General features: G+C 70.6%; 10 protein-coding genes and 1 pseudogene. 10 read left to right on the top strand and 1 reads right to left on the bottom strand.

From position 1 onward, the window contains the following. Nucleotides 1–557 precede the first annotated feature (557 nt). The 3 genes from STSP_RS08770 to STSP_RS08760 all read left to right on the top strand — a co-directional run bounded on the left by STSP_RS08770 (nt 558) and on the right by STSP_RS08760 (nt 4,823). Nucleotides 558–1,517: an SCO0930 family lipoprotein gene (locus STSP_RS08770; RefSeq protein ID WP_067274346.1), complete on the top strand. Its 960-nt coding sequence runs from the start codon at nt 558–560 to the stop codon at nt 1,515–1,517. 361 nt (nt 1,518–1,878) lie between these two features. After that, nucleotides 1,879–2,691 (top strand): SAM-dependent methyltransferase, encoded by an 813-nt coding sequence (locus STSP_RS08765; RefSeq protein WP_067274341.1) that lies wholly within the window; start codon nt 1,879–1,881, stop codon nt 2,689–2,691. Next, nucleotides 2,688–4,823, top strand: coding sequence for a putative bifunctional diguanylate cyclase/phosphodiesterase (locus tag STSP_RS08760; protein ID WP_067274339.1), 2,136 nt, complete (start codon nt 2,688–2,690; stop codon nt 4,821–4,823). The genes STSP_RS08765 and STSP_RS08760 overlap by 4 nt, the downstream gene beginning before the upstream one ends. A 160-nt stretch (nt 4,824–4,983) precedes the next feature. On the opposite strand, the gene STSP_RS08755 is transcribed toward STSP_RS08760, so the two are convergent. Next, nucleotides 4,984–5,859 carry a LysR family transcriptional regulator gene (locus tag STSP_RS08755; RefSeq protein ID WP_067274336.1) on the bottom strand — a complete coding sequence of 292 codons (876 nt, stop codon included), beginning with the start codon at nt 5,857–5,859 and terminating at the stop codon, nt 4,984–4,986. Nucleotides 5,860–5,990: 131 nt separating this feature from the next. Between STSP_RS08755 and STSP_RS08750 the strand changes: the two genes are divergently transcribed. The 7 genes and pseudogenes from STSP_RS08750 to STSP_RS08725 form a co-directional block, all read left to right on the top strand. Continuing rightward, on the top strand, nt 5,991–6,659 hold the full coding sequence (locus tag STSP_RS08750) for a succinate dehydrogenase (protein ID WP_067274333.1): 669 nt from the start codon (nt 5,991–5,993) through the stop codon (nt 6,657–6,659). Between the two features lies 1 nt (nt 6,660). After that, nucleotides 6,661–8,610, top strand: a complete 1,950-nt coding sequence (locus STSP_RS08745; RefSeq protein WP_067274332.1) for a fumarate reductase/succinate dehydrogenase flavoprotein subunit — start codon at nt 6,661–6,663, stop codon at nt 8,608–8,610. Continuing rightward, nucleotides 8,607–9,356, top strand: coding sequence for a succinate dehydrogenase/fumarate reductase iron-sulfur subunit (locus STSP_RS08740; RefSeq protein ID WP_067274329.1), 750 nt, complete (start codon nt 8,607–8,609; stop codon nt 9,354–9,356). The genes STSP_RS08745 and STSP_RS08740 overlap by 4 nt, the downstream gene beginning before the upstream one ends. Nucleotides 9,357–9,797: 441 nt before the next feature. Then, on the top strand, nt 9,798–10,589 hold the full coding sequence (locus tag STSP_RS08735; RefSeq protein ID WP_067274327.1) for a GNAT family N-acetyltransferase: 792 nt from the start codon (nt 9,798–9,800) through the stop codon (nt 10,587–10,589). Nucleotides 10,590–10,609: 20 nt separating this feature from the next. Next, nucleotides 10,610–11,635 carry a lysophospholipid acyltransferase family protein gene (locus STSP_RS08730; protein WP_078067003.1) on the top strand — a complete coding sequence of 342 codons (1,026 nt, stop codon included), beginning with the start codon at nt 10,610–10,612 and terminating at the stop codon, nt 11,633–11,635. A 191-nt stretch (nt 11,636–11,826) separates the two neighbouring features. Continuing rightward, a pseudogene (locus STSP_RS36800) lies at nt 11,827–11,991 on the top strand (RICIN domain-containing protein); the annotation flags it as partial. 709 nt (nt 11,992–12,700) lie between these two features. Further along, nucleotides 12,701–12,957: twin-arginine translocation signal domain-containing protein (locus tag STSP_RS08725; protein ID WP_157902797.1), on the top strand; the 257-nt coding region annotated here is incomplete at its 3' end.

Here is a 12,957-nt window from a genome sequence, read left to right as displayed (position 1 = left end):
CAGCGCATCGACGGCACATCGCGGCCCCGCGGCGGAGCCGCACATCGGCACAGCCAGCGGAGCGATCAGGCGTCGGGGTCACCGGACAGGTGGCGGCGCCCCCGGCCACCGCGACGGCGCCGCCGCCCGGCCCGCCGGGAGCGTAGGCACACGCATCGGCCGGTACGGCCGCGACCGCCGAGAGACCCAGCAGCCAGGCCAGAGCGCCCAGAAGGCACAGCGCCGACCCCCGTACCAGACAGGCGGGCCGCGCCCGAAGCGATCCGTACACGGCGGAGAGCATGATCGGCCCGTGGGGCCGGTACGCCGGTGCGGACGCCGATGGGCCCGAACGTGGGGAGATGGGCGTCCGGAGGTTTGCAGCCTGGACGGCCGTACTCGCCCCCGCGCTCGCGAGCCGCGCGCGGCCCGCAGGCCGGCGGGAGCCGCCAAGCAGCCCGCAGGGAGAAGCAGATTTCTTCGGGCCGGTTGAACACAACCGCCGCTCCCGCTCGTACCTAGGGCCATGCGCGGCGCATCCCGGCGTCGCACCACGCGAGCAGCAACGGGAGTTGGCAATGAAGACCTGGCGGAGCGCCTCGCTCGTAGCGACAGCTGCGGCCGTGCTGGCGCTGACGACGGCGTGCGGTCAGGAGCAGGGCAACCAGGCGCCGGCCGGGGCCGTGGGCGCGGCCCCGGCGGCCGACGGCGGATACGGTGCGGGCGACGGCTACGGCTCCGGCGCGGGCGCCAAGGACGAGCAGGCGTCGCAGGGCGATGTGAAGGAGGCCGGGCAGCTGGCCGTCTGGGACAGCAAGAAGCTCGGCGAGGTGCTCACCGACAGCGCGGGGTTCACCCTCTACCGCTTCGATCAGGACACCGCGGAGCCGCCCAAGTCCACCTGTGACGGCGACTGTGCGACCGCATGGCCGCCGGTGGCGGCCTCGGGCGCCACGGCCCCGCCCGGTGTCGATGAGTCGCTGCTCGGCGAGGTCACCCGCGGCGACGGCACCAAGCAGCTCACGATCGACGGCTGGCCGATGTACCGGTACGCCAAGGACACCAAGCCCGGCGACGCCAAGGGGCAGGGCATGGGCGGCACTTGGTTCGCCGCCGCGCCCGACGGCAAGAAGGCGTCCCCGGAGGCGGCCGGGGCGGGGGCGGGTGCCGCGGATCTGCCCGGCCTGTCCACCCGCGAGGACCCCGAGCTCGGCGAGATCGTGGTCGACAAGAACGGCATGACGGTCTACCGCTTCATGAAGGACTCGGCCTGGCCGATGAAGACCGCCTGCACCGGCGCGTGCCTCGAGAAGTGGCCCGTCGTCGAGCCGGTCGCCAAGAACGACACCAAGGGGATCCTGCAGAAGGGCTTCGTCACCTTCGACCGCCCCGACGGTCTGAAGCAGCAGACCATCGACTGCTGGCCGCTGTATACGTTCTCCGGCGACAAGGAGCCGGGTGACACCAACGGTCAGGGCGTGGGTGGCACGTGGTACGCCGTGTCGCCCGACGGAAAGCCGGTCGGCGTGTCCAAGTAGGTCACCGAGAAAAGGGAGTTGGACGCCACAAGGAGATCAGCACGGCACGTCCGGCCAGCCGGTCCGTTCCCTCCGCGCCGCACGGGGGGAACAGGCCGGCTCTTTCCCGTTCCCAGGGAAGGCTCGCGGGACCGTTCGCGGGGCCGTTGTCACAGCACCCTCGCGCCTTCGGGGAGCTGCGTCGCGGAGGCGTGACATCCGTTCCGCTTACGTCGGGTTGCTTTCAGGTGACATTCCGTCGGCACTTGCCCAAGGCAGTGACCGAGAACGGATCACCAATTTCCGTTTCGACTCGCTCAGTTGGCGGGCGATCAGTAGCCTCAGCTCGAACACCGGATCGCCAAACGCCTTGGAGTGATAGATGGAGCGTCCCGCGTGGGCCCCGCAGGGCATCGATATCTCGGTGCCGAGTGTGTCCCGCATCTACGACTACTACCTGGGCGGTTCGCACAACTTCGAGGTCGACCGGGAAGCGGCACGCAAAGCGATGGAGTTCATGCCGGGACTCCCCAAGATCATGCAGGCGAATCGTGCCTTCATGCGCCGAGCGGTGCGTTACGCGGTGGAGGAGGGCATCACGCAGTTCCTCGACATAGGCTCCGGCATCCCCACCTTCGGCAACGTCCACGAGGTCGCCCAGAGCGCATGCCCGGGCGCACGCGTCGTGTACGTCGACCATGACCCCGTCGCCGTCGCGCACAGCAGAGCGGTCCTCGAGGGCAACGAGGACGCGGGCGTCATCGCCGCCGATCTGCGCAAACCCCAGGACATCCTGCGCAGTTCCGAGGTGGAACGGCTCCTCGACCTGGACCGTCCGGTGGCGCTGCTGCTCGTGGCGGTGCTGCATTTCCTGGAGGACTCCGACCATCCGTACGAGGCGGTCGCCGAGTTGCGGGACGCCCTCGCACCCGGCAGCCTCCTCATCGCCACGCACGCCTCGTACGAAGGCATTCCGCTCCCGTCCGAGCAGGCGGGTGGCGCCGTCGGCGTCTACAAGGACATCCGCAATCCGCTGGTCATGCGCTCGCGCGACGAGATCGCGCGGTTCTTCGAGGGGTTCGAGATGGTGGAACCGGGGCTCGTGGACATGCCGCACTGGCGGCCCGAAACGCCGCCCGAGGACGAGGATCCCTACGCCTTCTCGGGCTTCGCCTGCGTGGGGCGCATCGCGTGACCGGCACGCCGGACGGACCGGAGGACAGACTGCGCCGGTTCGCGACGATCTGGAGCCGGGCGATCTTCCCGGTGACGGCCACGTCGCTGACCAGGCCGGAGTTCGAGCAGCAGCTGCTGCCGCTCGCCCGCCGGCTGCGGGATGCACTGCGGGCCCGCGCCTTCGATGTTGCGGCCGGAAAGGCCGTCGGTGCGGCGCTCGTCGACACGCACTGCACCGACCCCGAGGCGCTGAACCGCACCCTCGACGTCGTGGACGCCTACCTCGTGCTGTACTGCGGCACGGAAGGCGCCCAGGAGGAGCAGCGGGTGCGCTCGGCACGGCTGCAGCACGCCGCCGCCGCCGGCTTCGCCCAGGCACTGCGCGAGCGCACGCTCGCCGAGCAGGAGGCCATCTACCGGGCCGCCCTCGACGCCCGCGCCGCCGTCGCGGAGGCACTGCACAACAGCGAGGCACGCTTCCGCGCGGTGTTCCAGGAGGCCGCCATAGGGGTCGGGATCGCCGACCTCGACGGCTCGGTGCTCGAGGTCAACGACGCGATGATCCGGATGTTCGGCGTCTCCGAGCAACTCATGCGCGGCCGCAACGTGGTGGAGTGGACCCATCCCGAAGACGCCCCGCACGTATGGCGGCTCTACGACGAACTGGTGCGCGGCGAGCGCGACCACTACCGCGTCGAGAAGCCCTTCAGCCGTCCCGACGGCACCGTCCTGTGGACCAACCTCACCGTCTCGCTGCTGCGCGATGCTGAGGGCCGGCCCCAGTACCAGCTCGCGCTCATGGAGGACACCACCGAGCGCAGGCTGCTCAACCTGCGGTTGCGCTACGAGGCCACGCACGACGCGCTCACCGGGCTGCCCAACCGCACCCTGTTCTCCGAACGCCTGGAGAAGGCGCTGTCCGCGGGCGCAGGCCAGCGCTTCGGGCTCTGCTACCTCGACCTGGACGGCTTCAAGACGATCAACGACAGCCTCGGACACGCCGTCGGCGACCGGCTGCTCGTCGAGGTCGCCGACCGGCTCCAGGCCTGCGCCCCCGCGCCGGGCGAGATGGTCGCACGGCTCGGCGGCGACGAGTTCGTGGCGCTCACCACCGGACCGGACACGCAGACCGAGGTGATCGAGCTCGCCCGGCGCATCATGCACGCCCTGGCGTCCCCGATCAGCATCGACGGCCATGAGCTCACGGTGCGCGGCAGCATCGGCGTCGTCGAGGGACCCGCGGGCGAACGCGGCCCCGCGGAGGTGCTGCGCAGCGCCGACATCACGATGTACCGGGCCAAGGCGGCGGGCGGCAACCGCTTCGAGACGGCAGACCCCGAGGCCGACGCGCTCGCCATCACCCGGCACGGGCTCACCACCGCGCTGCCCTCGGCCCTGGACCGGGGCGAGTTCTTCATCGAGTACCAGCCGCTCGTGCACCTCGGCGACGGCAGTGTGCGCGGCGCGGAGGCGCTGGTGCGCTGGCTGCATCCGCAGCACGGGGTGCTCGGCCCCGACCGGTTCATCCCGCTCGCCGAGCACACCGGGCTGATCGTGCCGCTGGGCCGCTGGGTGCTCGAGCAGTCCGTGCAGCAGGCCCGCCGCTGGCAGGAGCGGCACGCCGACGCGGGACCGCTGCGGATCAACGTGAACCTCTCGCCGTGCCAGCTCACCCACCCCGGGCTCGTCTCCGACACCGTCGCCATCCTGCAGGCCGCCGGACTCGACGCGGATGCGCTCTGCCTGGAGGTGACCGAGTCCGCGCTGATCGGCGCCGACGACGATCTGCTCAAGCCGTTGCGGAGGCTCGCCGAGATGGGCGTCGACATCGCGCTCGACGACTTCGGCACGGGCTACTCGAACCTGGCCAACCTGCGCCGTCTGCCCGTGCGCGTCCTGAAGCTCGACCGGTCCTTCACCCGGAGCATGCAGCAGTTCCCGGCCGACCCCGTCGACCTGAAGATCGTCGAAGGCATCGTCGCGCTCGCCCACAGTCTGGACCTCGCCGTCACGGTCGAGGGCGTCGAGACCGGCGCCCAGGCGGAACAGCTCCGCATCCTGGGCTGCGACACGGCCCAGGGCTGGTACTACGCCCGCCCGGGCCCCCCGGACCGCCTGCACGAACTGGCGCTGGTGGACGCAGCGAGCTAATCGCTGGGGGAGCCGCACCGCTGTACCGCTGTGGGCACCGTGCCGCTACCGCTGTGGGCAATCGTTCCGCAGGGCTGGGGGCACCTCCCAGCGGTAGCTGGGGGAGGGTGGGCACAGCCCACCCATTACGGCGCCCTGACGTAAGAGTCCAGCCACGCGGTCAGAGCAGCAACATACGTTGCAGCTCCCGAGCCGCCCGTGGCGGAGCCACATCACTCCGGTGCGCCAGCGCAATCGCCCGATGCAGCCCGGGCCGGGCCAGCGGCGTCACCCGCAACCCCCCGGCCCGCTCGGCCACCATGTGCGGGACGACGGCAACGCCGAGTCCCGCCCGCACAAACCCCAGCACCGCATCCATCTCCCCGCCCTCCACGGCGAACTCCGGCTCGAACCCCTCGGCCCGGCAGGCCGCGACCGTCAGCTCCCGAAGGTCGTACCCGTGCCGGAACATGACGAGCCGCTCACCCTCGAGATCGGCGATCCGCACCCGCCCTCCCCGCCCCGGCGCGGGCGCGTCGGGTGAGGAGACGACCACCAGGTCCTCGCGCAGCACCTCCACGGTCGTCAGCGCGGGCGACGGCGTCGGCAGCGGCAGCACGATCAGCGCCAGGTCCAGCGCGCCGCGCGCGAGCTCCCGTACGAGGTCGTGGGAACCGCTCTCCTCGATCATCAGCCGGATTCCCGGATACCGCTCGTGGAACTCGCGCAGCACGTCCGGGAGCAGGCCCGTGCACAGGCTGGGCGTCGCTCCCAGCCGGAGCCGGCCGCGCCGCAGCTGGGCCAGCTCGTGGACCTCCTGCCGCGCGGTGTCCGCGTCCGCGAGGATCCGGCGCGCGAGCGGCAGCAGCGCCTCGCCGGCGTCGGTGAGCGAGATGTTGCCCCGCGCCCGCAGGAACAGATCCGCGCCCAACTCCCGTTCAAGCGCCCTGATCTGCTGAGACAGCGACGGCTGCGCCACATGTACGAGCTCGGCAGCCCGGGTGAAGTGCCGGGTCTCCGCCACCGCGACGAAGTACTGGAGCTGCTGGAACTGCATACCGCCCACGATACGCCTCGATAGGCGTCGCCTATGGAAATGAGCTGTTCCATGTCTTGGACCGATCGGGCCTATCGGCCCTAGCGTGCTGAGTCATGGCTCTGGCAACGCGGACGGACCGACGGCCGTCCATGACGCGCACCATCTGGGACTCGTCCGTCGGCAAGAAGACAGTGATGGCCGTGAGCGGCCTGATCATGCTGCTCTACCTGGTCGTCCACATGCTGGGCAACCTCAAGATCTTCTTCGGGTCGGGCGAGTTCAACCACTACGCCCACTGGCTTCGCACGATCGGCGAGCCCTTCATGCACTACGAGTGGACGCTGTGGGTCATCCGCGTCGTCCTCCTCGTCGCCGTGATCGCGCACGCCACCTCCGCGTACCAGCTGAGCCGCCGCGACATCAAGGCGCGCCCGAGCAAGTACGTCCACAAGCGGCCGCGCGCCAGCTACGCGACGCGCACCATGCGCTGGGGCGGCATCATCCTCGGCCTGTTCATCGTCTGGCACATCCTCGACCTGACGACGGGCACCGTGCACCCGGGCTTCGAGTCGGGACGCCCTTACCAGAACGTCGTCGACACCTTCTCCACCTGGTACGGCAACGTCATCTACATCGTCGCGATGCTCGCGCTCGGCCTGCACATCCGGCACGGCTTCTGGAGCGCCGCGCAGACGCTCGGCGTGGGCAGCCGCACCCGCGACCGCGCCCTCAAGACCATCGCCAACGTCCTCGCGCTCGTGCTGACGGTGGGCTTCATCTCCGTACCCGTCGCTGTCATGACCGGAGTGGTGAGCTGACATGAGTTCATACACCGACTACGCGACCGGGGAGCCGGTCGTCGACACCAAGGCGCCCAAGGGCCCTGTCAACGAGCGCTGGGACACCCGCCGCTTCGAGGCCAAGCTGGTCAACCCGGCCAACCGCCGCAAGCACACGATCATCGTCGTCGGCACCGGCCTCGCGGGCGGCTCGGCGGGCGCGACGCTCGCCGAACAGGGCTACCACGTCGTGCAGTTCTGCTTCCAGGACTCCCCGCGCCGCGCCCACTCGGTCGCCGCGCAGGGCGGCATCAACGCCGCGAAGAACTACCGCAACGATGGCGACTCGATCCACCGCCTGTTCTACGACACGGTCAAGGGCGGCGACTTCCGCGCCCGCGAGTCGAACGTCCACCGGCTGGCGCAGATCTCCGTCGAGATCATCGACCAGTGCGTCGCACAGGGCGTCCCGTTCGCCCGTGAGTACGGCGGTCTGCTCGACAACCGCTCCTTCGGCGGCGTGCAGGTCTCCCGTACCTTCTACGCCCGCGGCCAGACGGGCCAGCAGCTGCTGCTCGGCGCCTACCAGGCGCTGTCGCGGCAGGTCGCGGCCGGCAACATCGAGCTGCACCCGCGCACCGAGATGCTCGACCTGATCGTCGTCGACGGCCGGGCGCGCGGCATCGTCGCCCGCGACCTCGTCACCGGGAAGATCGACACCTACTTCGCGGACGCCGTGGTCCTGGCCTCCGGTGGGTACGGCAACGTCTTCTACCTGTCGACGAACGCGATGAACTCCAACGCGACCGCGATCTGGCGGGCGCACCGCAAGGGCGCGTACTTCGCGAACCCCTGCTTCACGCAGATCCACCCCACCTGCATCCCGCGCACCGGCGACCACCAGTCGAAGCTGACGCTGATGAGCGAGTCGCTGCGCAACGACGGCCGCATCTGGGTGCCGAAGGCCAAGGGCGACAACCGCCCGCCGAACCAGATCCCCGAGGACGAGCGCGACTACTACCTGGAGCGCATCTACCCGTCCTTCGGCAACCTGGTGCCGCGTGACATCGCCTCGCGGGCGGCGAAGAACGTGTGCGACGAGGGCCGTGGCGTCGGTCCCGGCGGCCAGGGCGTGTACCTGGACTTCGCCGAGGCCATCCAGCGCATGGGCCGTAAGGCCGTCGAGGCCAAGTACGGAAACCTCTTCGACATGTACCAGCGGATCACCGACGAGGATCCGTACGAGGTGCCGATGCGGATCTACCCCGCCGTCCACTACACGATGGGCGGCCTGTGGGTCGACTACGACCTGCAGACCACGATCCCCGGCCTGTTTGCGATCGGCGAGGCCAACTTCTCCGACCACGGCGCCAACCGCCTCGGCGCGTCCGCGCTGATGCAGGGGCTGGCCGACGGCTACTTCGTGCTGCCGTCCACCATCAACGACTACCTTGCCCGCAACCCGCACAAGGACGACGTCGACGACACCCACCCGGCCGCTCTTGAGGCCGTCCGCGAGACGAAGGAGCGGCTCGAGAAGCTGCTCGCCGTGAACGGCGACCGCACGCCCGACTCCTTCCACCGCGAGATCGGCGAGCTCATGTGGGAGTTCTGCGGCATGGCCCGCACCGACGAGGGCCTGCGCAAGGCGCTCGAGCGGATCCCCGAGATCCGCGAGGAGTTCTGGCGCCGCATCAAGGTGCCGGGCGCCGGCGAGGAGTTCAACCAGTCGCTGGAGAAGGCCAACCGCGTCGTCGACTACCTGGAGCTCGCCGAGCTCATGTGCCTCGACGCGCTGCACCGCGCCGAGTCCTGCGGCGGCCACTTCCGCGAGGAGTCGCAGACCCCGGACGGCGAGGCCGCCCGTAAGGACGACGAGTTCTCCTACGCGGCCGCCTGGGAGTTCACCGGCACGGGCGAGGCCCCCGTCCTGCACAAGGAAGACCTGGTCTTCGAGTACGTCCACCCCACTCAGCGGAGCTACGCATGAAGCTCACCCTGCGCGTCTGGCGGCAGAAGAACGCCGACGCAGAAGGCGCCATGTCCACATACGAGGTGGACGGAATCTCCTCCGACATGTCCTTCCTCGAGATGCTCGACACCCTCAACGAGGAGCTCATCCTCAAGGGCGAGGACCCGGTCGCCTTCGACCACGACTGCCGCGAGGGCATCTGCGGCGCGTGCTCGCTCGTCATCAACGGCGATGCGCACGGCCCGGAGCGCACCACCACCTGCCAGCTCCACATGCGGTCCTTCAAGGACGGCGACACGATCGACATCGAGCCGTGGCGCGCCTCGGCCTTCCCGGTCATCAAGGACCTGGTCGTGGACCGGTCGGCGTTCGACCGGATCATCCAGGCCGGCGGCTACATCACCGCACCGACCGGCACCGCGCCCGAGGCGCACGCCACGCCCGTGCCCAAGCCGGACGCCGACTACGCGTTCGAGCACGCCGAGTGCATCGGCTGCGGCGCGTGCGTCGCGGCCTGCCCCAACGGCGCGGCCATGCTCTTCACCTCCGCCAAGATCAACCACCTCAACGTCCTGCCGCAGGGCGCGCCCGAGCGCGAGTCCCGCGTCCTGGACATGGTGGCTCAGATGGACGACGAGGGCTTCGGCGGCTGCACCCTCACCGGGGAGTGCGCCACCGCCTGCCCGAAGGGCATCCCGCTGATGTCCATCACGAACATGAACAGGGAGTGGCTGCGCGCGACCCGCAAGGCGGGCAAACGCTAAGCGACCCCGGGGAAGTTCAGGCACGCCCCCACGCCGCCCGGCACGCACTCTCGCCGCACCGGCCAAAGGCCCAAGTAGCTCCGCTACGAGGACCTTCGTCCGGCACGCCGAGAGCACGCACCGAACGACGCGGGAACGCACCCGCACTTCCCCGGGCCCGCTCAGCCGTAAGACGTTCGCCCACCAAGGGGTGGACGGGTGGGACCGGGGCTCGGTGCTCAGCCCCGGTCCCACCACGCATACCGGTGGCCCGGTTCGCCCCGCGAGGCACACAGGGACCGGATTCGGCCGCCGTCCCGCCAGCCATTCAACAACCGCACACTCTCTCTCCTGCCGTAGGTCATGTCCGCGCCAGCAGACGCCGGGACAACAGGAGTAAGCAGGCCCGCACCCGAGGGCCTGCCACCGTCCTGCCGACCAGGCCGTGACCAGGAGAGAGCCATGACTGCCGTCCCCGCCCTCGAAACCCCAGCCCAGGCGCCCGTCCAAGACGGCGTCCGCTACACCGTCACGCTCGCCCGCAACGAGGCGGAGGTACGGGCCGCGCAGCGACTGCGGCACGACGTCTTCGCCACCGAGATGGGCGCCCTCCTCGCGACCCCCGAGCCGGGCTACGACATCGACGCCTTCGACGCGTACTGCGACCACCTCCTGGTGCGCGACAACGTCACGGGGCAGTACGTCGGCACGTACCGCCTGCTGCCGCCCGAGCGTGCCGCGGTCGCCGGACGGCTCTACTCCGAGGGCGAGTTCGACCTCGGACGGCTCGACGGGATCCGCCCAGGGCTCGTCGAGGTCGGCCGCTCCTGCGTCCACCCCGACCACCGCGACGGCACCGTCATCGGCCTCATCTGGGCCGGCATCGCCCGCTACATGGTCAACGGCGGGCACGAGTGGCTGGCCGGCTGCTGCTCGGTACCGCTCGCCGACGGCGGCGCACTGGCCGCCGCCACCTGGGACCGGGTCCAGGCCAAGCACCTCGCGCCCGAGGAGTACCGGGTACGGCCGCTGCTGCCCTGGATCCCCAAGAGCCCGGGCGAGGCTCCGGGCCGGCCCGCGAACGCCGAGCTGCCGCCGCTCCTGCGCGGCTACCTCCGGCTCGGCGCCTGGGTGTGCGGCGAGCCCGCCCACGACCCGGACTTCGGCGTGGCCGACCTCTACGTGCTGCTGTCGATGAGCCGCGTCAACCAGCGCTACCTGCGGCACTTCCTCTCCCTCGCACCCGCCTGGTGAGCGCCTCGAGCACCGGCCCGATGAGCGTGCAGAACTCCGGCGTGCAGCACTCCGGCGTGCTGAACTCCGGGGTGCAGAACTCCGGCGTGGCGAGCGCCTGGCTGCCCACCGCGCCCTGCACCCCGGGGGCGTGCGTCGACTCCGTGCGGTCGGCGGCGGTGCCGCGCGCCGTGCTCCGCCTTGCGGCGGTCGCGGTCGTCACGGTCACCGGGATCGCCCTGTCCCCGCTGGCCGCGCGGCTGTCCCCGGCGCCGCGCGACCGGCTCGTCCGCTGGTGGTGCCGGACGGTCGTCCGCGCCGCGGGCGTGCGCGTACGCACCACGGGCGGCGAGGCGCCCCCTGGCGGCGTACTGCTCGTGGCGAACCACATCTCCTGGCTCGACATCCCCCTGCTCGCCGCCGTCCGGCCGGCCCGGATGCTCGCCAAGACCGAGATCCGGGACTGGCCCGTGGCGGGCGCGCTGGTCGCCCGCGGCGGAACCCTCTTCATCGAACGCGACCGGCTGCGCGCCCTGCCGGAGACGGTCGCCCGCATCGCCGCCGCCCTGCGCGGGGGAGCGGCGGTCGTGGCCTTCCCCGAGGGCAGCACCTGGTGCGGCCGGGCCCGGGGAAGCTTCCGGAGCGCCGTCTTCCAGGCCGCTCTGGACGCCGGGGTGCCCGTCCAGCCCGTCCGCATCCGCTACCGGCAGCACGGGGAGGCCGTCAGCACGGCGCCCGCCTTCGTCGGCGACGACTCGCTCGGAGCGTCGCTATGGCGGGTCGCCTCGGCACGCGACCTCGCCGCCGAGGTGGACGTACTCCCGCCCCTCGCACCGGCCACGCACCTGGACCGGCGAGGCCTCGCCCTCGCCGCCGAGTCGGGGACGGGAGAAGGCGTCCGCCGCGAGTCGGTCCCGTGCGCTGCGGGCACGGGCTCGCATGCCGGTCGGCATGAGTCAGCCCGTCCGGTGCTCAAGGATGGGCCCGTCAGGGCGATGGGAGTCCGTGGACGGAGCCCCCAGCGCGGTCCGGACGCAGCGCCCCTGGCACGGGAGGTGGCCGGGTAGGGGGAACCAGCGGCGTCCCACCCGTGCGGGGGTGCCCCCCACACTCCTTGAACAGCGCCTCCAGCTGCTCGGTGAGCTGCTCCTCGGTGCCGTGCGAGTACGCCATCGCCCAGGCCTCCGGCATCAGGAGACGACGGGCTGCCTCCGGGGTGTCGGCGACGGCGGCCGTCGCCGCCACGACCACGTACGGCTCGCAGCAGTTCCGGCTGGAGGACTCGTCGGACGGTTACGTCCGGCTGATCAACCGCAACAGCGGCAAGGCCGTCGAGGTCCAGAACGCCTCCACCGCGGACGGCGCCAAGGTCGTGCAGTTCATCGACTGGGGCGGGGCCAACCAGCAGTGGCAACTGGTCCGCGCAACGGGAGTGCTGGCGCAGGTGCACACCGCGGGACGGGTCAAGGACGCCGGGAACACGGTGCAGCACAGCTGGCCCGCTCGGATGCGGCGGGAGCGTCCAGGCGCCGGCAAGGCCACTGACGGTCCAGGAGCGGAGGTAGCGAGGGCCGTCCGAGCCGTATGTCGCGGCCCGTCTCGTTGTTGTGGGCCAGCCAGTGCTGGCGCTGCACGGCGTGGCCGGTGCGGAAGGCCGCGATGCCGAGGCGGTCGACCGCGGGCGTGAACTGGTGCAGAAATCCCATCTTTCGTCGAGCGTGAGCCGCGACAGAAGGTCGTCGATGCGCTTCGGGAACGGCAGCTGCGGATCGCGGAAAGGTGGTGGTGTGTGCGGCTTGTGCGCGGACAAGCGGGATTCCCTTGAGATGGAGCGGCAAGTCTTTCGAAGCGCTTCGAAGCCCGTCAGACACTAGAGGGAGTGTCAAGAACTCAACATCGTTGCCTCCAGCAGGGTCTACAAAGAGCCCCCCCAGTACCTCGGAGGAATCTTGGAAGCGACCCTTGTGCGCCCATGGGTGTTCACTTAACCTCGCAGCAACATCGAAGCGCTTCGACTGCGAATCGCATCGCAGTGATGGGATGTCCGCTTCCAGCTCAGCCAGTTCCAGTCACGACACCGCAGCCGACGGCCCACCGCCGGATGTCCAGGTGCGCCATGAAGGGTTGATGCAATGACGCCGAACGCCGCCCCCAACTCCGGACCCAGCCGGAGAAGCTTCCTCGCCTCCACGGCGGTCGCCACCGCAGCGGTGGCCGGTGGGTTGCCGCTGCTGACCGCCTGTGGCGGTTCAAACAGCGGTTCGCGTGAGGGCGCCACGTCGGGCAAGGCCGCGGACAAGCTGCTCCCGACGTACGTCGCCAGCACGGTCGCCAAGCCGGACATTCCGTCGAAGAACGGTTCCACGGCCGGCTACACCAGCAAGATCGA

Source organism: Streptomyces jeddahensis (assembly GCF_001642995.1).
In the GTDB taxonomy this organism is placed as follows: Bacteria; Actinomycetota; Actinomycetes; order Streptomycetales; family Streptomycetaceae; genus Streptomyces; species Streptomyces jeddahensis.
The sequence above is the reverse complement of the archived record's forward strand: the minus strand, read 5'-3'. Positions and strand labels throughout refer to the sequence as shown.